The organism is Embleya sp. NPDC008237 (genome assembly GCF_042956465.1).
In the GTDB taxonomy this organism is placed as follows: domain Bacteria; phylum Actinomycetota; class Actinomycetes; order Streptomycetales; family Streptomycetaceae; genus Embleya.
The window spans coordinates 134,914-158,075 of the sequence record NZ_JBIBGL010000009.1 but is presented as its reverse complement, the minus strand read 5'-3'; the positions used below and the strand labels follow the sequence as shown (position 1 = coordinate 158,075).

The 23,162-nt window shown below is 73.2% G+C and carries 16 protein-coding genes; 11 read left to right on the top strand and 5 right to left on the bottom strand.

What is annotated here, in order from left to right; all coding sequences use genetic code 11:
• Positions 1-99: 99 nt before the first annotated feature.
• From ACFZBU_RS23915 to ACFZBU_RS23905, 3 genes are all read right to left on the bottom strand, one after another.
• Positions 100-4,698: a hypothetical protein gene (locus ACFZBU_RS23915; RefSeq protein WP_391585649.1), complete on the bottom strand. Its 4,599-nt coding sequence runs from the start codon at positions 4,696-4,698 to the stop codon at positions 100-102.
• Between the two features lie 619 nt (positions 4,699-5,317).
• A complete protein-coding gene (locus tag ACFZBU_RS23910; protein ID WP_391585648.1) occupies positions 5,318-5,827 on the bottom strand; it encodes a cupin domain-containing protein in 510 nt (169 codons plus the stop codon).
• A gap of 889 nt (positions 5,828-6,716) precedes the next feature.
• Positions 6,717-8,012: a WS/DGAT domain-containing protein gene (locus tag ACFZBU_RS23905; RefSeq protein WP_391585646.1), complete on the bottom strand. Its 1,296-nt coding sequence runs from the start codon at positions 8,010-8,012 to the stop codon at positions 6,717-6,719.
• 160 nt (positions 8,013-8,172) lie between these two features.
• On the opposite strand from ACFZBU_RS23905, the gene ACFZBU_RS23900 reads away from it, so the two are divergent.
• The 5 genes from ACFZBU_RS23900 to ACFZBU_RS23880 all read left to right on the top strand — a co-directional run bounded on the left by ACFZBU_RS23900 (position 8,173) and on the right by ACFZBU_RS23880 (position 13,754).
• Positions 8,173-8,685: a SigE family RNA polymerase sigma factor gene (locus tag ACFZBU_RS23900; RefSeq protein ID WP_391585645.1), complete on the top strand. Its 513-nt coding sequence runs from the start codon at positions 8,173-8,175 to the stop codon at positions 8,683-8,685.
• 356 nt (positions 8,686-9,041) lie between these two features.
• On the top strand, positions 9,042-10,013 hold the full coding sequence (locus ACFZBU_RS23895; RefSeq protein WP_391585644.1) for a hypothetical protein: 972 nt from the start codon (positions 9,042-9,044) through the stop codon (positions 10,011-10,013).
• 119 nt (positions 10,014-10,132) lie between these two features.
• Positions 10,133-10,924 carry a DUF3152 domain-containing protein gene (locus ACFZBU_RS23890; protein WP_391585643.1) on the top strand — a complete coding sequence of 264 codons (792 nt, stop codon included), beginning with the start codon at positions 10,133-10,135 and terminating at the stop codon, positions 10,922-10,924.
• A gap of 770 nt (positions 10,925-11,694) precedes the next feature.
• A complete protein-coding gene (locus tag ACFZBU_RS23885; protein ID WP_391585642.1) occupies positions 11,695-13,086 on the top strand; it encodes a VWA domain-containing protein in 1,392 nt (463 codons plus the stop codon).
• Between the two features lie 422 nt (positions 13,087-13,508).
• Positions 13,509-13,754, top strand: a complete 246-nt coding sequence (locus tag ACFZBU_RS23880) for a hypothetical protein (RefSeq protein WP_391585641.1) — start codon at positions 13,509-13,511, stop codon at positions 13,752-13,754.
• A gap of 208 nt (positions 13,755-13,962) precedes the next feature.
• Here the strand turns inward: ACFZBU_RS23880 and ACFZBU_RS23875 are convergent, their stop codons facing one another.
• Positions 13,963-14,496: a helix-turn-helix domain-containing protein gene (locus ACFZBU_RS23875; RefSeq protein WP_391585878.1), complete on the bottom strand. Its 534-nt coding sequence runs from the start codon at positions 14,494-14,496 to the stop codon at positions 13,963-13,965.
• Positions 14,497-14,623: 127 nt separating this feature from the next.
• Between ACFZBU_RS23875 and ACFZBU_RS23870 the strand changes: the two genes are divergently transcribed.
• The 4 genes from ACFZBU_RS23870 to ACFZBU_RS23855 all read left to right on the top strand — a co-directional run bounded on the left by ACFZBU_RS23870 (position 14,624) and on the right by ACFZBU_RS23855 (position 19,216).
• On the top strand, positions 14,624-15,349 hold the full coding sequence (locus ACFZBU_RS23870; protein ID WP_391585640.1) for an AzlC family ABC transporter permease: 726 nt from the start codon (positions 14,624-14,626) through the stop codon (positions 15,347-15,349).
• A 603-nt stretch (positions 15,350-15,952) separates the two neighbouring features.
• On the top strand, positions 15,953-16,261 hold the full coding sequence (locus ACFZBU_RS23865) for an AzlD domain-containing protein (RefSeq protein ID WP_391585639.1): 309 nt from the start codon (positions 15,953-15,955) through the stop codon (positions 16,259-16,261).
• A 604-nt stretch (positions 16,262-16,865) separates the two neighbouring features.
• Complete coding sequence (locus tag ACFZBU_RS23860) at positions 16,866-17,528, top strand: NAD(P)H-binding protein (protein WP_391585638.1); 663 nt, start codon at positions 16,866-16,868, stop codon at positions 17,526-17,528.
• An 827-nt stretch (positions 17,529-18,355) separates the two neighbouring features.
• Positions 18,356-19,216 carry a DUF6777 domain-containing protein gene (locus ACFZBU_RS23855; RefSeq protein ID WP_391585637.1) on the top strand — a complete coding sequence of 287 codons (861 nt, stop codon included), beginning with the start codon at positions 18,356-18,358 and terminating at the stop codon, positions 19,214-19,216.
• Between the two features lie 91 nt (positions 19,217-19,307).
• Here ACFZBU_RS23855 and ACFZBU_RS23850 read toward each other — a convergent pair whose 3' ends face one another.
• Entirely contained in the window at positions 19,308-21,350 is a 2,043-nt protein-coding gene (locus ACFZBU_RS23850) for a prolyl oligopeptidase family serine peptidase (RefSeq protein WP_391585636.1), read from the bottom strand.
• Here ACFZBU_RS23850 and ACFZBU_RS23845 point away from each other — a divergent pair.
• The gene (locus ACFZBU_RS23845; protein WP_391585635.1) at positions 21,349-22,458 is read left to right on the top strand and encodes a helix-turn-helix domain-containing protein; all 1,110 of its coding nucleotides are present in this window, start codon (positions 21,349-21,351) and stop codon (positions 22,456-22,458) included. The two genes, ACFZBU_RS23850 and ACFZBU_RS23845, sit on opposite strands and share 2 nt — an antisense overlap.
• Positions 22,459-22,523: 65 nt before the next feature.
• Positions 22,524-23,105 carry a dihydrofolate reductase family protein gene (locus tag ACFZBU_RS23840; RefSeq protein WP_391585634.1) on the top strand — a complete coding sequence of 194 codons (582 nt, stop codon included), beginning with the start codon at positions 22,524-22,526 and terminating at the stop codon, positions 23,103-23,105.
• The last annotated feature ends 57 nt before the right edge of the window (positions 23,106-23,162 follow it).

The following is a 23,162-nucleotide window of genomic DNA, read 5'->3' as shown; positions in this document are numbered from 1 at the left end:
CGACGCGGCGCCGGAATCAGCCGGGTCGGCGACCCGATCCGGCGACGTGCTTCGCCGGGCCGACCCGCCCGACCAGGCTCGATCCGGTGCCCGGCGCGGTCAGGCCCCCGCCGCGGCGGCGCTCGACGCGACCTGTGCGACCCGCGCGAGGGCGCCGGGCCCGACCGGCCCCAGCGGCTCCCGGGCCGCGTAGGCGAGCAGCGCGGCAACCCCCGCCGCCGGGCCCTCGGCGCGGCGCCAGTGCTCGTCGCGCTCGGTCAGCGCGGCGAACAGGCGCTGCCAGCACCGGTCCTCGGTGCCGAGCAGATCCACGGTCAGCGCGGCCACCTCGGCGTACGCGGCGGCCACCGCCACCCGCATCGGCTCGGACGGGTCGATGCGTGCCCGGGCGTCGGCCAGGTAGCGCAGCACGCGGTCGGCATGACCCACCTCGTGCACCAGGTCGTGGCCGGTGAGCAGGCCCGCCTCGATCAACCGCTCGATCTCGACGTGCCATTCGGCGGTGCCGCCGTCCGGCAGCACCCACGCGGCGACGGTCCGGGCCGCCCGCGGGCTGCGCCGGGCCGCCGCGAACGCCTCGGCGGGACGCAGGTCGGTGGGCATCGCCACGATGATCTCGTCGGGTGCGTCCGGTCGACCCACCAGCGCCTGCCTTACGCCGACGGGCCACGGCGCACGGGCGTGCTCGTCCGCCAGCAGTGCCCAGTCGCGCCGGTAGGGGCGGTCCAGGACGCGTTCGGCATCCGCGAGCCGGTGGCAGGCACGCAGCCTGGCCACCAGCCGGGTCGGCGACAGTTCGCGGTCGATCCGCGAGGTCAGCATCGCGACGCCGGAGCCGATCGGGTCGCCGCCGTCGGCGCCGGCCAGTGCCTTCGCGGCGACCCCGGCGGCCCCGCTGCCGAGCAGTCCGCGGTCGATCAGCACGCGCAGTCGGTGCGGGCCGCCGAAGCGCAACGCGTTGCGGGCCGCGATCAGTTGGTCGAGCAGCGCCAACTTCCCGGCCAGGCCGGCCAGCGCGGCCTCGACCACGTCGGGGCAGGCCGCCTCCACGGTCACTCGCAACACGTCGGCCCGGTACTTCGAGAACACCCCGGGATCGAGCAGGCGCCGGCGCAGCACGGGCGACAACGGCCGGGTGTCCCCGGTCGCGCGGGCCAGGATCCGGCGCCGCTCGGCCACGTCCCCACGCCGCTTGACGTCGCCGTACAGCCGGTCCTCCAGCACCGGGTCACCGCGATCGAGCAGTCCTTCCCGGATCCGCCGGGTGTGCGGCGAGCGCGGGTCGCCCTCGGCCAGGACCAGTGCGGGGCCCGGGTCGGCCTGCTCCAGCACGTACTCGACGAGGTCTTCGCCGACCTGCCGGGTGCGCTCGGCCTCGCGGGCCAGGGTGTCCGCCGCGCCCGGGCCCAGCAGCGGGAGCACGGCGCGGAGCACGTGCACGTCGGCGTACCCGAGCAGGGCCGAACCGGCACCGGTCAGCGACGCGGGCGCGGATTCAAGCCGGGGGCCGGGCCCGGCTGTCAGCCGGTCGAGCAGTGCGGGCAGCGGCAGTTCGCCCGCGTCCGTGTCCATCGCGGCCACCGCGGCGAGCCACCGGCGGCGATCGTGGCCGAGTCGATCGGCGAGCAGTGCGCGTACCGCCCGGGTGAGCGGTTCCCGGGCCAACTGGGAGAACTCGCCGGGGCGGGCCGCGGCGAGCGCGCGCGCCGGCGTCGTGGCGATCATCTCGGCCGGCCCGATCAGGCCCGCGCGATAGCGCACGGAGGCGGAGGCGGTGTCCCGGAAGCCGGCCGGATCCCGCCGGGCCAGTCGTTCGTGCGCCGGCTCGCCCGGGTCGGCCGCACACGCCGCGACCAGCCATTCCGGGTGGCACAGGCCGGGCAGGTCCGCTTCGGGGGTTTCCGCGAATGCCGCGAGCACCGCGGGGTCGGTGGGTATCGGCGCGTCCGGCACGATCTCCCGCAACATCTGCGCCGCCGCGAGCGCGCAGCTCCGATCCGGGGTGTTGCGCCGACCGCGCCTGGTCGGCAGGGTCGGCCCGGCCGGCTCGCGGGTGCGTCCGGGTGGGGCGTGGCGGGCGAGGGCACGGGCGTACTCGGCGATCTCCGAGTCGTCCAGGGCCCGTTGCGCGGCCCCGGGCGGCGGGCCGGCCGCCTGTGCGGCGACGGTGATCAGCTCGGCGACGGTGCCGGCGAACGAGTCGAGCAGGCCGAGCCCGATCACCGTGGCCTCGACGTGCCCGGCCAGGTGGGTCCGGACCAGTTCCGCCAGCCGTGCGTGGATCGGCGCGGCCACCGTCTCCGGGGTCAGCTTGGGCAGTGCGCGCAGCACCTCGCCGGCCGGTCGGGCGGTGTCCACCAACCTGACCGGATCCAGCAGGTCGTGATCGACGCAGTCGTTCACCCACCCGGCTTCGGCGCGGGCGAATGCGACGGCGCGCAGCCGGTCGACCGGTTCGCGGTTGAGATCCTCGGGGCCGGCGCCGCATGTTCGGTTGACCAGGGCGAGCCTGAGCAGTCGGCCGAGCTCGCCGTCGGCGTGCTCGTGGCGCAGGAGTTCGTCGATCGCCTCGGGCGGGTACGGCGTTTCGCGATGCCGGGCGACCAGACGCGGCAGGTCGTAGACGTACGGCTCGTGGACGAGGCCGGCCATCAGCCGACGGGTGGCGTTGCGTCCCCTGGTGCCGGCGAAGACGCGCGGCAGCGCCTCGGGATCCTCGTACGGGATGCGCAATGTGCCCAACCGGCCCGGCCCGTCCGGGCCTTCGAGCGCATCCGGGACGGCGTCGGTGGGATGCGAGCCGCCCGGGCCGCCGAGCAGCCGCACCAGGCGTCGGACCGCGTCGGGGCCGCCGCGCTGCCACACCCGCAGGAACGCGAAGCAACGGGCGTCCGCGGACGGGAACGTATGGAGCGCGGCGTGCACGAGTTCCGGGTCGCCGCTGACCACCAGTGGCGTGAGCCGGCGCTGGTCCCGGCAGTCGAGCAGGTCGGCGCGCAACCGCGGGTCCAGCGGCACGGGTTCGGTGCGGCCCGGGGTGCGCGGCACGCCGGAGGCGATGGTGCGACGCAGGGTCGGCGGGGTGTGATGGTTGCGGTACACGGCCGCGTCCACACCGGGTTCGTCCAGCGCGACCAGTCGGCCCAGCTCGCGCGGATCCAGGCCGGCGTTGTGGGCGACGGCCGCACAGACCCGCGGGTCGCGGGTGGCCAGCGCGACGTCGAGCGCGTGCGCCGGGAGCGGTCCTCTGCCCAGCAGGTCGCGCAGCAACTCGTCGGGCAACCGCGGCAACAGGGCGCCAAGGTCCTCGGGTTCGGCGGCGTAGAGAAGAAACCTATAGGGCCGGGACAGCGCCGGCGGGACGGCCGCGCCGGCGTCCGGAACGGATCCGTCGGCGATCCGGGCCAACAGCTCGGCCAGAGTGCCCCGGTGGCGCGAGAGCGCGATCCGCAGGGTGGCCCAACGGTTCGCCGAGCCGCCCAGGTGACGGTGGATCAGGTCGGCGAGCGGCCGGCGGGCCGGGAGTTCGGCCAGCGTCGCGACCGCGACCCGGGCGGGTGCGATCGTCTCCAGGACGAGGATGGTGTGTCGCTCGTCGGTGAGCCCGGCCGCAGCTGCCGCGGCGGCGATCCGGGCCGATTCGGGGTGGCCGGGGTGGTGCGCGGCGGCGACGAGGAGCGCGGCCGAGGGGCGGGCGGCCCTGGCCACGGACTCCGGGTGCGTGCGGTAGAGCTCCACGAGCAGGGCATCGGGACAGTCCTCGTGCCCGGCCAGGGTGGCGGCGGCTGCCTCGGGCAGCGGCTCGGCCCGCTGGGCGGTGACCAGTTCGGCCCAGTCCGGGTCGCGGCGCCAGGACGGTTCCGGCTCGCCGGCGCGGAGACCGGCGATCAGTCCGGCGGTGCCCTCGGCGGCGAACACCGCGGCCCGCAGATCGGCGACCCGTCCCGAGACGAGGGCGCGGGTGGCGAGAGCGGCGACGTGCGGCGCGATCGGCGGGGCTGCGCCGGAGCGGTCGGTTGCCATCGGCGATCCGGGCCGGCGGCGGCCCGGATCCGTTGGCGCATCCGCCTGCGGGTGGGCTTGGGCTTGGGCTTGGGCCTCCGCTTCCGCTTGGGCTTCAGCGCCTGCTTCCGCGAGTAGCCCGGTCAATCGTGCGGGGTCCGCGAACAGACCGAGGACGCCGCGGAGTTGCTCGGCCGTGGTCAGCCGCCGGCCGCTCGTGCGCAGCGCGTGCTCGACCAGCGCCGGCACGTCCGACACCACGGCGGCCCCGACGAAGTGCGGGTGGTCCGGCGGGTCTTCGGCACAGGCGCGGATCTCTTCCAACAACGCGGTGAGCGCGCCCGGATCCGGATGTCGGCCCGGGGCGAGCACTTCACGGCGCATCCACGGCAGCGCGGTGGCATGCCGGTACACCAGCCGATCCACCACCGGGTCGGGCCGATCCAACAGTGCGGCCAGATCCGCGACGGTGGCCCGCGGGTTGCGCGCCACCGCACGCCGCACCAGCACGTCGGGATCGCGAACTGCCATGGTACGGGCGGCGATCGGCAACAACGCGTCGGCCAGGTAGCCGGGGTCGGTCTCGCCCAGTCGATGGCGTAACCGGCCCGCGTCCCCGGGTTCGCCGCTCGCCACCGCGAGCCCGAGCAGCACCTCGGCGGCCGGATCGTACCGGCGCGCGGCTCCATGCGTCACTGTGCGATGTCCCCTCGTCGGGGCCCGACCCGCCCACCGCCGTTCCGCCGGTGCGGCCGGGCTCACGACGACCACCCCACCACAACTCACCGACGGTTGGGCTCCGGGGGCCATCGCCAGGGGGCCGGATAGGGGGCCGGACGTGCGAAGGGGTGGGGTTTGGCCGCCCCCCGGGGGGCGGCAACCCCCCACAGAGGACCACCCCCCCCGCCCCCCCCCCCCGGGCGCCCCCCCCCGGGGGGGGGGCCCCCCCCCCCCCCCGGGGGCGGGGTGGGGGGGCGGGCGGGGGGGGGGGGGGGGTTCCCCCCCCCCCGGGGGCGCCCACCCCCCACCTCTTCGAACAACCCACCCGTCCCGACGCCCCGTTCCGCCACCCCGTGTCGGCGGTCCCGCCCCACCCACGCCCGCTGCCTGCACACACATCCTGACGGTGCGCGCCGACGCCGACCATCCGCTCGACTACTCGGCCGTGAACCTGAGTACCGAACGTCTGTCCTGAGTACCGACGGCGGGCGGTTCGGGCCTGGGCGGTGCCGGCAGGGCAAGACAGGGGAGAGTGCCGCCGCGCCTGCCCGGGAGGGAGTCGACGCGGCGGCCGGTTACGGATCGGAGCGGGACCTCACGCGCCGGCGAGGGCCTGTCGCCACACCGGGCTGTCCACGTAGTGGTTGTCGAACCGCTCGGACGTCTCGCGCAGTTCGGCGAAGTCGGCCTCACCGCGGTGCACACGCTCCAGGAGCCGGTAGTAGTCGAAGCGGTCCATGCCGGGGGTGAACACGACCAGCATCTTGGCCTCGGTGTCCGGCGCAGGGGCGAAGGCGTGCGGCATGTGCGGCGGCACCAGCAGGAAGTCACCGGTTTCGAGGGTGACGATCTCCTCGCCGAGCAGGATGCGCATCGTGCCCTCGGTGACGTGGAACATCTCGCTCGCCCGAGTGTGGAAGTGGGCGGGCGCGCCGGGGGAGCCCTTCTGGAAGGTGGCCAGGTTCGCGGTCATTCCGGGGGTGTCGGCGAGCAAGGTGATCAGGCTGGTGGGGCCGTCCTGGACGATCTCCGCCTCCCGGGTGCGGACCAGGATCGGGGTGGCGGTGGTGGTGGTGTCGGCGGTGTTCGAGGCGTGCGTGGACACGGTGGCTCCCTGGTGCGTGGCGAGGTGGGTCGACCGAGTCGACCGGGTGGATCGGTGGGCCGGTGGTGTGCGCCGCTGGTCTCTCGGCGTCCGGCCCCGCTGTTCGTTGGTACCAATCTACGGCGGCTTTCGACCCACGGAGTGGTGCATTCCCCTGGCGAAATGATGGGTCAATTCAGTTCGAGCCGGGAGGCCGTGCCGTCGTGCCGGACGGGAGGGGTTTCGCCGCCCCGTGACGGCGAAACCCCTCCCTCGCGCGCACCGCGGCCGCAACTCGGCCCGACGGCGCTCCCCGCGGTCGGATCCCGGCGGTCCGGGTGGGTGAGAGGGACCTCAGCGCCCGGCGTTCGCCACCGAAGCCGGGTCGCGTGGGCCGTTGGTCGGGCCCGTGTTCGTGTCCGCGGTCGTGCCTGCGAGCGCGTCCGTGCTCGCGTCAGTGCCCGTGCTCGCGTCGGTACCCGTGCCTTTGCTCACCCTGATGCTCGCGCTCGTTCGTAGGTCGTCGTTCGCCGGTTGTGGTGGGTTCCCGAGCGTTCTGTGTCTGCTGCGGGACGAACCCTGTCCGGCGGGTTTCCGGCGGTTTCCTTCCCGGGCCGGAACCGGGTCTCGTGGCCGCTCACATGCCCGGGATTTCGACGCCACTCATCGCGCGTGCTCCTTCGCAGGGGTTCGATGTCCGGCTGGGCGCGCTTCGTCGAGGTCGCGGCGGAGCGGCCGGCGACCGGATCGATCGACGGCGTGCCCGTTCCGGGGTACAGAAGAAACGTACGACCCGGGTGGGGGCGACACGGATGGCCCGACATGCCAGACAGGGGACCGATCGCGACACGCGTCCGCGGGACGGCCGTCCTCGGTCGGCGCGGCCCGGCGCGGAACGGCTGGGCCCGGCTCAGGGCGTCGCGGCCGCTGCCAGTTCTTCGAATTCGGCGCCGAGGGCCCGGGCGAGTCGGTCGGCCAGTGCCCGGTGGGCGCCGTCCGTGGTGACACCGACCGTGAACGTGTCGCCGTGGCTCGTGAAGCCGAAGACCACGTTCTGCGACCCCATCAGCGGCGGCGCCGCGATCAGTTCGACGGCCGGCCGGCCGAACAGGCGCAACGGCGCATCCGGGCCGGGGATGTTGGTGCAACTGGTGTTCGCATAGCGCGCGGACATGGTGATCAGGCCGGCGAGCCGGATCACCGGCAGCGGCAATCGGGCGGCGACCTCGATGGCGGTTCGGGCGATGGCAGCCTGGCCGAGCGCCTTGGCGCGTGCCGTCTCGGTGCGGACTCGGGCCAATCGGGCACCGGGATCCGATGTGGTGAGCGGTAGCGGGATCCGGAAGAAGGACACCACATTGCCGATGCGGGAAGCCTCGTCCGTCGTCCGCATGTTCACCGGGACCAGCGCGGCGACGCGGCACGGTAGCGTCCGGTCGGCCAGGACGGTGCGCAGCGCCCCGGCAACCGCCGCCAGGTATACGTCGTTCACGGTCGGGCGCGGCTCGCCCGGAGCCGCGTGCCGGGCGGCTCGTACCGTCTGCCCGGACACCGTCACCCAGGCCGGGTGTCGACCGTCGCCGGGTCGGCCGTTGAACGGCAGCCGGGCGTTCCCCCGGAGCACCCCGGCGGCCGTGGCCAGGACTCCGCGTACCGAGGCCGGGCCCGGTGGCACCCGGCGCACCGCTGCGCCGGGCCACGCGGCTCGCGGTTCGGCGCCGTCGCCCAGCAGTCGCTCCAGCAGCCGGATCACCGAGACGCCGTCGGCCACCGCGTGGTGTACCCGGAACAGCACGGCGAACCCGTCGGCTTCGGGGCCGGACAGCAGGTACAGCCGCCACGTCGCCACGGTCGACCGCAGCGGCTCGCCGAGCAACGCGCCGACTCGCTCGCGCAGTGCATCCGGGCCGGGGCCGAGCGGTGCGGCGACCACATGCTGTTCCGGGTCCAGGTGCTCGGCCACGAACCAGTGCGGACGCCCGCGCCGGCGGCCGGTCGGCGTCGGGCCCGCTCGCAGCCGCATTCGGGGCACCGGCCCCCAGCGTGACCGGACCAACTCGCGCAGGTCGGCCAACTCGGGCGCGCCGCCCCGAAAGCGCACCAGGACGAAGAACCACGGGTCGCCGGGGTTGCCGAACCACTCGTGCGCGGCGAACGGCAGGTCGCCGGGGGCCGGATGGTTCGGCTTCGGCGAGGTGCGTGGCACGTTCCGAACCTCCGGGATGGGTCCGGGGCGAGCCGCGCCCCTCCGGCCGGCGGCGCGGCGCACGACCGGCCGTTGTCCGCTGTGATGCAGACCACATGCATCCTATCGGTCCTCGGATGCGTATGGATCAAGGACGGAAGCGGCAGGAGGGGAGGACGGGATGGGCCCACAGGGCCGCGAGGGGTTCACCGAGTTCGCCCGGACCTCGGCGCACCGCCTCTGTCAGACGGCGTATCTGTTGTGCGGGGACTGGCATCTCGCCGAGGACCTCACCCAGATCGCGCTGGAGAAGCTCTACGTGGCCTGGCGCCGAATAGAACACACCGACCAACCGCACGCATATGCCAAGCGGGTGCTTTTGAACGCTTACCTGGACCGCAGACGTCGCCGGAGTTCCACCGAGCTTCCCGGCATCGACGCATCGGCCCTGGAGGGCAGACCCGATGCGTCGGCCGACGCGGATCTACCGGACGTGCGGATGACGTTGATCGACGCACTCATGCGACTGCCACCGCGCGATCGGGCGGTGGTGGTCCTGCGCTACTGGGAGGACCACAGCGTGGAGGCGGTCGCCGAGATGCTCGGTATGTCGCCCTCTGCGGTCAAGAGCGCCGGGCCGCGCGCACTGGCCCGACTGCGCGGCACGCTGGAGGTCAACCCGCTGGTCGGCTGAACCGCGGCCGACGGCGGGTCTGGGGGAGGCCGTTGCGTACCGCCGGTGGGCGTGGCGCTCGGATGGGGGCCCTGGGTACGGGTCTTGGGTTCGGGGCCTGAGTTCGGGCCTCGGGTTCGGGCCTCGGGTGCGCTCGTTCGTCGCGTACGACCGTCGAAGGCGCGCACAGGAGGCGGGTACGGGAGGCGTGTACGGGAGGCGCGCACCCGCGTGCCGAAGGTGTGGCGTTCCCGACTCGCACCGGCAACAGGCAGGAGGCAGCAGACGACACACGACAGGCGACAGGCAGTGGCGACATGCATCGACGGCGCCAGGTGGGGCCGGCGATCGATGATCGAACGAGAGAGGGGGTGACCATGGCACGCGACAAGGCAATTCCCGGCTCCGGCCCCGATTTCGGAGCCGGCCCCGATTCGGCTCCGGCTTCGGGTCCCGGATCGGGGCCCGATTCGCGTCCCGATTTCGGCTTCGGTTCCGGCTCCGCCTCCGGTTTCGGTGTCGACGGCGGGCGTGAGAGCGAGCTCGATCTGGAACGTGCCTTTCGGCGTCGGCTCGACGACGAACTGGCCGACCAGGGCAGCCGTCCGATGGCCGAGGTGGTGGCCCGCGCGGCATCCCGAGGGCGCCGGCGCGTACTGGTCCGTACCGGTGGCATCGTGGCCGCCGTTGCCGCGGTGGTGGCGGTGATCGGAGGGGCGGCCACGATCGCCGTTCAGGACGGCGAGTCGGCTCCCGAGCGGGCGGCGATACCGCCCCCGACGGTGGACCGGCCGACCGCGCCGAGCGCGGACGGTCGGCTGGAAGCCGCCCGCGCGGCGATCGCCCGGGACCTCGGCGAGGTGCTCACCGGCCTGCTCCCGCAGGGCAGTTGGTCGCCGGTGCGGACCGGATACGCGCCGGACACCGGCATCTCTGCCGAGGTGACCCGGGAGGACGGCGACGGACCGGGCGGGGTGGTGTCCGTATCGTTGCGGCCCGGCGCGCTGACGGACTGCCCGGCCACCGTGGCGACTCCGGCGGAGCACAGGGACGCATTCGGACTCACGCACAGCATCAAGTGCGTGGGACTCGACCGGAACGGGAACGCGGTCGCGGCGGAGACCGTGCTCGCCGGGGACGGCCCCTTCCGGGCTCAGGGGGTGCACCTGTCGGTCGGCTCGACCGTGCTCCGCCTGATCTGGTCCAACGGACCCTTGGACGGGAAGATCCCCCAGAGCATCAAGGGAAGGCCTGCGTTGACCGACGACGCGGGTAAGGAGATCGCCCGGAGTACCCAGTGGGAACGGGTCGCCCGGCGACTCCTGGAATCCGGCGTGGGGACGGGGTGAGCGGGCGCAGCTCGGGCCGTCGGGCCAAACCGCGTGCCGCCGGCACCCGAAACGCCGTGCATGCTCGTGCCGCCGGTCGGCCGCGCGTCGTGCGTCGTGCGACGCTCGCGGTGGGCGCGATGGCCGTCGCGTTATGCGTGTTGGCGGTGGTGCCCGGGATCTCCGGCGGCGGTGCATCGACCGTCGACCTCGGCGCCACGCCCGACACCGGCGCCACGCCGGTGCCGAGTGCGCGACCGGACGAGTCGATACCGGCGCCGGAACAGCCGTCGGGGCGGCGGGACCTGCCGGTTCGGGGATCCGCGTCGCAGGACCCGGACACGCAGGCGGGGCTGCGTTTTCCGTTGGAGCCCACTCTCCGGCTCGGTGGGCGGTTCGTCACCGTGCCGGGCGGCGACACCGGGCCCGCGGTCGGCAGGCGCGTCACCTATCGCGTGGAGATCGAGGAGGGCCTCGCGCTGGACGGCCCCCTGTTCGCCGCGATGGTGCAGAACACCCTCAACGATCCGCGCAGTTGGGCCCGGGACGGCCGGGCCTTCGATCGCACCGACGGCGCGACCGCGTCCTTCGTGGTGCGGCTGTCCAGCCCCGGTACCCTGCATCGGATCTGTTCGCCCATCGTGGGCGACACCAGCAGGACCAACGTGTCCTGCAACGCCACCGGAACACCGTGGGTGATGATCAACGGCTGGCGGTGGGCCCAGGGTTCGACCGCGTACGGGGACGACATCCGCGGCTACCGGCAGATGCTGATCAACCACGAGGTCGGCCATCGGCTGGGCAACCAGCACAGCACCCGATGCGGTCCCGGCGGCCTGGCGCCGGTGATGATGCAGCAGACCAAGAGCCGCGAGGCGGCCAACGGCAAGGTGTGCGGCGCCAATCCGTGGCCCTACCCCTCCGCCGGCTGACCGGTCGGCGCGCCGGACGTCGGTTTTCGCCAAGACGTCCGGCGCGCCGGCCCGAAACAGTGGCCCCGGAAGCCACCGCTCCGGGCGTGGCGGGAACGGAGAGTGGGACCGATGCGGAACCTGAGACGCACCATCCTGACCGGCGCGGCGGCCGCGCTGTTGCCGGTCACCGGCCTGGCCGCGCAACCGGCGACGGGAAGGGGGGTGGAGTATGGATGCCAGTAGGGCGTCCCCCTGTGAGGGCCTCTTCCGCTATCCAGTTGTGCCCAACTGGCCCCACCCCCCATGACCGCGGACCCCGAAGGTACTCTGACCGGCCTCGATTGGCGTAGAGAAATCTATCCGCCGCCTCTGACAGGGGCATTGCCGCGCACCGGGGGACGCCGCTTGTTCACGCGCGCGCTCGTCGGCCCGACGTGGCCGCGTGCACCCACGTGTCTGCCCCGCCCACCGCCATCACACCACGCCGAACGGGTGATCATGCCCGGATATGCGCCGGGCTGCGCCGACAGCACGCCGAACGGGTGATGACGCCCGGACTGACGCCGGTCTTCGCCGGTCCGGGCCGACGCGGCACGGAGTCACCTGGCGGACACGCCACCGACCACGCATGCCGGCGACCTCGCCCTGCGGACGGTGCGCCCGCGTCGCATGCCGCACCCCGTACCCCGCGCCCCACACGCCGCACGTGCCGGGGCAGGTCGACGAGTTCGTGTCGGCGGGTAGACCCGGGTCGTGGTGGAGCAGCGAACATTCGGCAAACTTGTGGCGTGAAACCTCCGACTTTGAGCCAAGGTGCCAACTTGTCCATCGATTCCTCGGCCGTCCGTGCCGAGCTTTCGTGGTCCCCAGGTCCCGGGGTGCCCGACATCGACGCGTCGGCGCTGCTCCTCACGGACGCCGGACGCGTGCGTGGAGACGGTGACTTCGTCTTCTACAACCAGCCGTGCCACCCGTCCGAAGCGGTGACGCATCTGGGGAAGGAGACGACCGCCGACCGCGTGACGGACACGCTCGCGGTGCATCCGGCCGTCGTGGAAGACGCGATACAGCGGGTCCTGCTGTGCGCGTCGTCCGAGGGTGGCACGTTCGGCCAGGTGCCGGACCTGAGCCTCAGGTTGTCGGACGCTCGGACGTCGGCCGAGATCGCACGCTTCGACATGGAGGGCGGGAGCGAGACCGCCTTCGTCAGTGGCGAGTTGTACCGGCACCAGGGGCGGTGGAAGTTCCGCGCGGTCGGACAGGGCTACGCCTCAGGGCTCGCCGGGCTGGCCACGGACTACGGCATCACGGTGCACGACGAGCCGACGGCCGAGCCTGCCGCGGCCCCGACGGTTCCGGATCGCTCGGTCGCTCCTCGGCCTCCGTCCGAGTCGCCGACCGCGCCCGCGCCCGTCCCCGCGCCCGTCGCCGCGCCGGTCGGGCACGGCGTGGAGGCGTTGCCCGTGGACATGCGCAATCGCCTTTCGCTCCGCAAGGAGCAGGTGGCGGTGAGTCTCCGGAAGCACGGGGCGCCGGGCATCGCCGCCCGGGTGATCCTGGTCATGGACGCGTCCGGCTCCATGGACTCGCTCTACTCCCGCGGTGTCGTCGCCGACGTGGTGGAGCGCATGACGGCCGTGGCCGCGCAGTTGGAGGACGACGGTGTGATGCAGGCCTGGACATTCGCCTCGGACCCGGCGCGCCTTCCGGACCTGCGTGTGGGTGAACTCCCCGAATGGCTGCGGCTGCACGTCCGCCCGGGAGGGGACAAGCCCGAGCAGGGGCTGCAACCGGGTCAGGTCGACATGGTGGCGGTCGGTTACGGCAACGAAGAGCACAAGGTGATCGCCGAGGTTCGCTCATACGTCCGGGCACATCCGTCCGCCGCCCCCACCCTGGTGCTGTTCTTCTCGGACGGCGGCATCTACTGCAACGCCCAGATCAAGGGTGAACTCAAGGACGCGTCGAAGGAACCGGTGTTCTGGCAGTTCGTGGGCCTGGGCAACGCGGATTACGGCGTACTGCGGAGACTCGACACCATGCGCGGTCGCCGCGTCGACAACGTCGGCTTCTTCGCAGTGGACGACATCAGCGAAGTCCCCGATCAAGAGCTTTACGATCGGCTGCTCTCCGAGTTCCCGACCTGGATCACCGCCGCTCGTCGCAAGAACGTCCTTTGAGAATGCGGCCCCGCACGCCGTGCGCGCGCGGGGCCCGCCCGGACATGGCCGAATCGGCACCGATGCTCGCCGCCCGCCCGGGCTTCCGGTCGGGCTCGTGGGCATCGTGAGCGTTCGGTTCACCAAGCGGAAGGCATGTCCTGCAGTCCGTACTCGCTCTTTCCGCGGGGGCAGAGCGCCAGGCGGACGTCGTTGCCGCCGCGGTCCCTCCCGATCATCGACGCGACGGGCGACTCGGAGCAGTCGCTGCCGTGCAGGCTGCATCGGCCTTGGTGGGCAACCGTGTTCTCGCCGTGTTTGTCCGGACTGTAGTCCGCCCATTTGATCGGTGTGTATCGCGCCATCCGGTATGTCACCCTCCTTGGTTCGTGCGAGCGACGCTACGCCCCGCGGCTGGTTCCCATCATGAAGTCGCTTGTTTTGTGGATGCGTTCGCGCCCGGGATGGTCGAGAAGGGAGTTCCCGTCGTGGCCTGCCTTCGCGCGGGCTGCGGGGATGCTTCGGTGGAAAGCGCCGGCGATCTGCCGGTTGGGAAGGCCGGTGACCTGCCCGCGGTCGCAGTCGGGCGGCGGCGTTCGACCTTCGTCGCTTCGGTCGCTTCGGTCGCTTCGGTCGCTTTGGTTGCTTCGATCGCTTCGGTTGCTGATCCGGGCCCGCCGAAGCTCTGACCTGGCTCTTCCGCATGCCGGCGGTGTCGGCGGCCGACACGCCTCGGTCGCCGATCCGGGACCGCGCTTCGGTCGGCTGACCGGATTTGTCCGCCGATGGGCCTTCGGACGTGTCCGTTGATGGGGCTTCGGGCTGGTCCTGATCGGGCCTTCGGGCTCGTCCCTCGTTCAGGGATGCGGGCGCGTTCGCGTTCCCTGATCGGGAGCTTCAGATGTGTTCGCTGATCAGGATCGCGGAGGTGTCCGGGGCCAGCGCCTCGAAGATGTGTGGGGCATCGCCCGGGTAGGTGATGTAGTCGCCGGGTGCGAGTTCGACGGGAGCCTCGATCGGGCCGACCAGGGCGCGGCCGGTGGCGAGCACCACGTGCTCGGTGGTGCCGGCCGGGTGCGGCTCGGAGGTGCGTGGTTCGCCGGGTTGGGCGACGACGCGGTACAGGTCGCGGCGGGCGTTGGGCGGGCAGGTGGCGAGCAGCGTGGCGGCGTAGTCGGCCTGCTCCGAGTGGGTGACGGGTCCGTCGCCGGCGCGGATCACCCGGACGTTGGAGTGCGGCGGGTCCACGAGCCGGCTCAACGGCACGTCGAGCGCGACGGCCAGGGCCCACAACGTCTCCACGCTGGGATTGCCGAGGCCCGCTTCGAGCTGGGACAGCGTGGACTTGGCGATCCGGGCCCGCTTGGCCAGTTCGGTCAGCGACAACCTCGCGCGCTCGCGTTCGCGCCGTACCGACACCGCGATCAGCATGATCGGGCCGGCGGCCGGCGGCGGCGAGGGGTCGGGTGCGGGCGGGATGTGGCCGGCCAAGTGTTCGCTCCAGACGTTGTTTCGTTCGGCTTGACGAACGGCTCCTGCTTCGTTCACTGTACCGGACATGCGTTCGTCATACCGAACACTCGATCGCGGCACCCTCCGCGACATCCTCCTGGTCTGTGTCGCCGACGCGGTGGTCGGTGCCTCCTTCGGCGCGATCGCCGTCAGCGGCGGCCTCGACCCCTGGGTGCCGATCGTCATGTCCGTGTTCGTCTTCGCCGGCGGCGCCCAGTTCGCCGCCGTCGGCGTGGTCCTTGCCGGCGGCAGTCCGGTGGCCGCCGTCCTGGCGGCGCTGGTCCTCAATGCCCGACTGCTGCCGTTCGGCTTCGCCGTCGCGGACGTGCTCGACGATCGGCGACACCGGTGGACCCGACTGGCGGGCGTACACCTGATCACCGACGAGACGGTGGCGTTCGCGCTGCGCCACACCGATCCGACGCGCCGTCGCGCGGTCTTCCGGCTGTGCGGCGTCGCCCTGTTCGTCACCTGGAACCTGGCCGTCGCGGGCGGCGCGGCGGCCGGCACCGGCCTCGGCGACCCCACCGCCCTGGGCCTGGACGCGGCCTTCCCCGCCGTACTCCTGGCCCTCGTCCTACCCGCGCTCCGCGACCGCGCCACCCGTAACGCGGCACTCCTCGGCGCCGCCGTCGCCCTCGCCGCGACCCCGTTCCTGCCGGCCGGCGTACCCGTCCTACTCGCCCTGCTCGGCCTGACCCCCTACCTACGCCCAACCCGCGCCGTCAACGCTCGCCCGACGCCCCCCGCTCCACCCCGGGAGCCGTCCTGATGCGACTGCGACTGCCCCGGCCTGCCGACGCACCGGCGCTGCTCGCGCCCGCCGGGGCCATCCGCCCCAATCCGCACCCACCCGCGCGGTCGGCACTCGCCGGCCACCGCCCTGCGCGCCTCGGGAGTCGCCTTGGCGCGACCGCGGGGCGCAGACCACGCCCTGGCGCGCCGGCACCGCTCACGCTGCTCGGCCGCCCCCATCTGTGCCCACCCGGCGCCGTCGGTGTTCGCCCGATCCGGCCTGGGCCGCCTCGGGAGCCGCCCTCAGGCGATCGCGGCGGGGCGGTCCGCATTCCGGTCCGCCGGCCCCGCAGGTAGCGCTCGTGCTGCCGGGCCCACCCCGCAATCAGCGCCCGCCGGCACCGCCTACCCGCACCGCCTACCTGCCCCCCGCTCGTCCGGCCCCGCCCGTCTGGGCTCGGCAGTCGTCCCGACGCTGCGATCGCCGGGCGCCGGGCGTACATGGTCCCGGCAGCGTGGCGCTCTTCGAGCCGCGTCGGCCGATCGTCCGCATGCCACCGCTCGGCGCGGCCGTTGCGCTCGCCGGCACATCGTCCCGCCGACCGTCTCGGCGCAACGTTCCGACCCGGGAGCCCTCCTGATGCCGCTGCTAGCCATCGCCTTCCTCGCCGCCGGGACCTACGCCCTCCGCCTGGTCGGCCCACATTCCCGAGACCGGATACACCTGCCCGAGCGGGCACACCGACTGCTCGGGATCGCCGCCGCCGTCCTCCTGATCGCCCTGGTCGGCGTCGGCACCCTCACCGAGGGGCACGACTTCGCCGGCTGGTCCAGGCCGGCGGGCGTGCTCGTCGCCGGGATCCTGGCGATCCGCCGCGCGCCGTTCCCGGCGGTGGTGGTCGCGGCGATCGGCACCACCGCGCTCCTACGGCTGGCCGGAGCATCCTGAACCGAGGGCGATGAGCCCGGCCGTTGGCGGCGCCGGCGGAAACGCGCCCCCGCGATCGTCGCCGGACTCGGCGGCCCCGGGCGCGTGTTCGGCGCCGGCACTCTTGCCGCCCCTGAGCCGTTGGTCGGCGCGGGGCCGGCGGGCCCGGTCCCGGTCGGTCGCCGCGCCGGTGGGAACACGGCCTCGCGACCCCCATCGGACTCTGCGGCCTCGGTCGCGCAGGTGGCCGCGAACTCTCTTGCGTCTCCGAGTCGTCGGGTTGGGCCGAGGATGGCGGGGCCGGCCGATGGTGGCGCCGGCGTGACGACGGTCTCGTGACCCATGGGACTCGGCCCACCCGGGTGCGTTCGGCCGCTGCACGATTGTCGTCCGCAGGGGCCGTCAGGTTGAGCCTGGGCGGCGAGCCCGGCCGGTGGCGGCACCGGTGGGAGCACGCTTCGCGACACCCGGCGGGGTCTGCGGAGTCGGTGGCGTGCTCCACCACGCGCACTCCCGTCGGGCCCAAGTCATCGGTGCGGTTGGCCGGCCCGGGTGCGGGTCGGTTGTGGCGGTGGGGCGTTTTCCTGCCGGGGTGGGGTTCGCGGGGCGCGTTAGCATCGAGCTCATGCGCATTGTCATTGCGGGTGGGCACGGGCAGATCGGGCTCCGGTTGGGGAAGTTGCTGGCCGGACGCGGCGACGAGGCGGTGGGACTGATCCGCCGCGCCGCACAGGCCGACGATCTGGTCGCGGTGGGAGTCGAACCGGTCGTGTGCGACCTCGAAGCGGCCCCCGCAGAGGAATTGGCCGAGTACCTGGTGGGTGCCGACGCCGTGGTGTTCGCGGCCGGCGCGGGTTCGGGCAGTGGCATCGTCCGCAAGGACACCGTGGATCGAGCCGCCGCCACACTGTGCGCGGACGCGGCCGAGTCGGCCGGCGTGCGGCGCTTCCTGGTGGTCTCGGCGATGGGCGTCGACCACGAACCGCCCGCCGGTACCGAAGAGGTGTTCGCGGCCTACCTCCGGGCCAAGGGCGCGGCGGACGCGGATGTACGGGCCCGGGCCGAACTGGACTGGACGATCCTGCGCCCCGGCCGACTCACCGACGACCCCGGCACGGGTCTGGTCACCCTCGCCGAACACACCGACCGAGGCGCCGTTTCCCGCGACAACGTCGCCGCGGTCCTGGTGGCACTCCTGGACGAACCCGCCACGGCCGGCCGCAGCCTGGACCTGATCGACGGCGATACGCCCATCCCGCAGGCCATCACCACCCTCACCCGGCCCTGACCGATCCACCCAGCCGCCCCACCCGACCTCGCCGACATGCTCCGGGCGCGCCGTCCCGGGGTGTACGCCCTGCCCGGACCGCCACCGTGTCCGGGTGAGCGCCCTTGCGTCGGCTCGTACGAGGCCCGTTCTCGCGCCCGCGTCCACCCGGCCGATTCCGGCCCGGCAGAGCTGCTCCCCGTGAGGCCCACCCGACCCACTTCCGCCCGGCCCCGCCGCCCGGCTCGACCCGGTACCCGCCGGACCCGCCACCCGTAGGACTCCCGCCCGATCCGCTACCGATCCTCGATCCGCCACCGGCACGACCCCGGCTCGCCCCGCCCGACGTCGTCACCAGCCCGCCCCTCGTCGGGCCGGCCCGCACTCGCTCGGAGCCGCAGGAGAGCACCGACACGCGGGGTCTGCCCCGCCGGCCCGCTCGCACCCGTTCGGAGCGCTACCGGCACGGTCGCCGCCCCATCCGCCGGCCACCCTCCCGGCCCGCTCCCGCCGCAGGCCCACCCCGCCCGGCGCCACCAGGCTGCTTGCTCGTGGGCGGGAGTGGGAGTGGGGGTGGGGGCGCCGTCCGGAAAGGGCGGGGTGGGAAACGTGATGGTTTGGCTGACTGTGGGCGGGTTTTTGGCTCATCATGGAGTGAGGGACGCGGGATCGGGGAGAGGTTCCGCTCTGTTGGCTCGGGGGGTCCGATGGAGGTTTGGCCGACGCCTGTGCGGAGGAGGGCCGTTCGGCGGCGGCGTCCGTGGTACGCGGCACTCGTTGCGGTGTGTACCGCGTGTGCGTTGCTGCTCGGGGCCGCGTCCGGTTGTGAGGATTCGAAGGTGCCGAGGGTGCTCGGGATCGTGGCGGGCGACCTGGGCGCGGACCCGTTCTTCTCGGTCAACTTCGGACTGGACGCGCTCGGTTTGCGTCCCAAGGTGTCCGCCACGAACCTGTCCGGCGATACCCCCGGGCTCTTCGGCGGCTCCAACAAGGCGCGGATCTGCGACAAGGAGCGGCTGATCGAATTCCTCGGCCTGGCCGCCAACGTGGTGCCCGCCACCCGGTGGATGAAGGCACTCAAGATCGTCGGCACACCGGCCATCCGCACGTTCGTGGCACGACTGACGCCGGTCGTACTACGGACCGACACCCTCGTGCGCAACCACACGCTCAAGAACGGCACGCTGGTGGCCTTCGATGCGATTCTTCAGGCCGGTACCGCCGTGTTGATCGACGAACGCGGCAAACCGGTGGTCAAGTGCAACTGCGGAAACCCGCTGGCCGAGCCGGAGAAGGACGCCGGGCGCGTACGCCTCGACACCGGCGACGCCGACTGGAAGCGGACCGGATCCAAGCCCACGGCGATCAAGAAGGCCAAGCAGCCGGTGAAGACGTTCGTGATCACCGACCCGATCCGCCCCGACCTCGCCGTCGCCCGGCCACCGGGGAGTACGGGGGACCGGGACGCGCCCACCGCGACCCCGCCGCCGCTGCCCGAGCGAGGCAAGAAGGCGACACCCAGCGGGTCCACCGGCACCGCCGCGGTCACCGGCCCGTCCGGAAGCGCCTCGTCGACCTCGACCTCGAAGTCCACCTCGACCTCGACCGGCACCCGGCGGCCGACCACGCCGGGAGGCGGGAAGTCCGCAAAACCCGGCAGCGCCCCCGCGTCGATCGCCCCCGCGTCGATCGCCCCTGTGCTCCGCTGACCGGACCGACGGAGCGGGGCCGCCGCCGACCGCCGACCGCCGACCGCCGATCGCCGGTCCCCGCTCCGTTCCGCCCCCGCCCCGCCCCCGCTCAGCCCGCCGGGATGCCCAAGTGGCGTCGCAGGAAGTCGAGTTGATGCAGCAGTAGCTTCTCGAACAGGTTCTCGTCCGAAGGCGCGTGTCCGGTGTCCGGTAGCAACAGCACCTCGTGCGGCCGTCCGGCGGCGAGCAGTTCGGCGGACAGTCTCAGGGTGTTCGCCGGGAACACGTTGTCGTCGGCCAGGCCGTGCACCAGCAGCAGCGGTCGGCTCAGTTGCGCCGCCTCGGCCAACGGCGAGCAGGCGGCGTAGCGTTCGGGATATTCGTCGGGTCGGCCGAGGAATCGTTCACGCCAGTGCGTGTCGTACAGCCGCTGATCGCTGACACCGGCCCCGGCGATCGCCGCGTGGAATACGTCGGGACGGCGCAGCACCGCGGCCATTGCCGGCATCGCGCCGAACGACCAACCCCGAACGGCGACCCTGGTCGCATCCAACTCCGGTCGGGCGCTGAGGACTTCGGCCAGCGCGGCCACCTGGTCGGCGAGTACCGGTCCGAGGATGTCGCCGGCCACCTCGCGCTCCCATGCGGGACCGCGCCCGGGGGTGCCGCGGCCGTCGGTGATCAGCACCGCGAAACCCTGCTCGGCGAACCACTGCGACACGAAGGCCATCGGGCCCTGTTGGGCGGTGACCCGCTGGAGGGCCGGGCCCGCGTACGGGTCGACCAGCACGGGCAGCGGCGGCGCGCCGCGGCGGTACCACGAGGGCAGCAGCAACTGGGTGTGCAGGTTGCGCTCGGTCGTGGTGAACCGGGTGGCGTACAACCGCAGGACCGGGTCGTGTGCCGACGAGCGCACGGGGACGGCGGGTCGGCCCGGGCGCAGGGCCGCGGTGCGCGCCCCGGGCCGGTCGGGGGTGCGCGCGGTGTGGATCAGGGTCCCGGCGCGGCGGACGGCGCTGTGTACGCCGGGTTCGGTGTCCAGGCGGCGCGGCTCGGTGCCCGGTCGCCAGGTCCAGAGTTGTGCCTCGGTCGGTTCGGCGGAGGCGCCGAACAGCACGTCGTCGCCGTCCACCCCGAACACCTCGCGGACGTGCAGCCCCGGCGGGGTGATCGGGACGCCGTCCAGGGTCAGCCGTCGGGTGCCGTCCGCGTCGCTGTGCGCGACGAGTGCGCCGGACCCGGTACGCACCGGCGTACCGGGCAACAGGTGTACCCAGTGCGGGTCGTGCTGCTCGGCGAGCGGCCGGGTGCGGCCGGTCGTCGGATCCACGGCCAGGGTGCGGACGGTGCGCTGGTCGCGGCTCTGCACCGCCGCGAACGGGCCGTGGGAATCCCAGTCGGCAGCGGTGAGGTACTCGAACTCCCGGGGATCCCAGGACACTTGCGTGTGATCCCCGGCGAGCGTGACGACCCGCAGGGTGACCCGGGCGTTGGCACCGCCGGCCACGGGATAGCGCACCGTGCGCGGCGGCGAGGCCGGACGGGTCGGGTCCGACACGTGCCAGATCGGTACTTCGCTCTCGTCCACCCGGGCCACCAGCAGTCGGGCGCTGTCCGGGGCCCACCAGTAGCCGCGCGATCGGCCGATCGACGCGGTCGCCGCGTACTCGGCGACACCGAACCGCACATGGGCGCCGTCGGGTTCGGCGAGCGTCCGGTCGTTCGTCCCGGCAACGTCGATCACGCGCAACGCGCCGTCGGCGAGGTAGCCGACCCGCCGGCCGGTCGGGTCCGGCCGGGGGTCGAGCACCGGGCCCTCGACGGGCAGCCGCCGGGTCCGGCCGGAAGCGACCTCGACCACCCACAGGCCGCCGGGCAGCGCGAACGCGGCGAGGCCGGCCGCGTCGTCGACGGCGTAGCCGGTGATCCCGGACGCTCCGGCCGACCCGGGCAGCGCGGTCGGATCCACGACCAGCCGCTCCGTCGCCGAGTCCAGGTCCAGGTGCCACAGACAACCGACCGGGTCGTCACCGGATCGACTGCGCAGGAACAACACCGAGGTGCCGTCCGGGGACACGGTGAAGGCCGTGGGGACACCGGCGGAGAAACGCCGGGTCCGTACGAACTGGCGGGGCAACTCGATCGTCGACATGCGGCTCAGGCTGAACCCGGCCGCCCGGTCCCTCCAGTGTTTCGCGGAGCAGCGAAACCTCGGCGTCGGAGTGGGGCATCGCGGCGCATGGGCGGACGCGACCGACCCACGGCCGCCCGGCCGCCCGGCCGCCCGACCGACCGCCCGGCCGGGCGACACGCTCGCCGACAGCGCCGGGTCCGGGATCGGCGTCGGCTCGATGTCGGCGGCAGCGCGGCTGGACCATCCCGGCGCGCGATGCCGGCGGGTCGTCGGCGATGCTGTGCGCGTGGAGTACGTGTCCAGAGTGCCGCGACCGCCGCTGGACGGGCTGATCGACGACCTCTACTACCTGGAGGGTGCGCCGCCGTACGCCCGGCTGACGCTGCCGCCGATGCCGGCGGCGGTGCTCATCGTCAACCTCGGGGCGCCGTTCCGCATCCGTGCCGGCACCGACATCGAGACGGCCGAGTACGCCGACGGCTGCGTGATCACCACGCCCACCCGCGCGTTGGAGTTCGGCTACCCACTCGGGACCCGGTCCGTCGGCGTGCACTTCAAGCCGTGGGGGCCCGCGCCGTTCCTGCCGATGCCCGCGGCCGAGTTGTGTGACCGGCCGGTGACGGTAGAGCAGGTGTGGGGCCGGCCCGCCGTTGCCGAGCTGCGAGACCGGCTGGCCACTGCGGACAGACCGCACGAGATGCTGACGGTGCTCGAGGAGGAGCTGATGCGACGGCTGTGCGAGACCGCCGGACTGGGGCTGGTCCGTCATACGAGCAGCGTCATCGCGGCGACCCGGGGGGCGGTGGCGATCGGCGATCTGAGCGCGGCGGCCGGGGTCAGCAGCACTCATCTGGCGCAGCGGTTCAAGGAGCTCATCGGCGTCACGCCGAAGCGGCTGGCCCGCACCTACCGCTTCGCCGCCACCGTGTTCGCGATCAACCCCGCCGGACCGATCGACTGGGGCGAACTGGTCGGTGGCGCAGGTTACTTCGACCAGGCCCACTTCGGCCACGAGTTCCGGGCGTTCACCGGGCTCACGCCGACCCGGTACGTCGAAGTCCGGCGGCGGTTCCTGCGCGAGCACCCCGGCCACGCGCTGGACGGCTGGCCGCTGCCGGCCGATTGATTTCTTACAAGAGCGACAGCTCACGGCACGCTAATTTGGGGCACCCCAAAGCAGAGGAGAGCCCCGTGGGCAAGGTGGTCATGTACGGCTCGGTGTCGGTGGACGGCTTCGTCGCGGACGAGAATGACCAGCCCGGACCCCTGTTCGACTGGTTGTCGGGCGGTGACGTCCCGTTGGACGAGAGCGGCGAGGTGAGGGTGTCGCAGACGTCCTACGACTACACCCGGCCGTACTGGGACCAGATCGGGGCAACGCTCGTCGGCCGCCACGTCTTCGACATGACGGACGGCTGGGACGGGAAGCCTCCGGGCGGGATCGACCACGTGGTCGTCGTGACGCACCGGCCGAAGCCCGAGGGCTGGGACCCCGAGGCGCCGTTTCACTTCGTCGACGGCATCGAGGCGGGCGTGACCAAGGCGCGGGAGCTTGCGGGTGACCGCTTGGTCGAGGTGGCCGCCGGCGACGTCGGTGGCCAGGTGCTTGCCGCGGGTCTGATCGACGAGGTGCGCATGGACGTCGTACCTGTCGTGTTCGGGTCCGGCAAGCGCTACTTCGGGTCGGTCCGGGCGCAGCACCTCTTGGAGGATCCCGACGTGGTGATTCAGGGCGACCGGGTGCTTCACCTGCGCTATCGGGTGCGCCGTTGATTGATCCGAGCGGGGGCGACGGGCGTTCCACGGGAGAGCGCCCGCCGCTCGGACTCG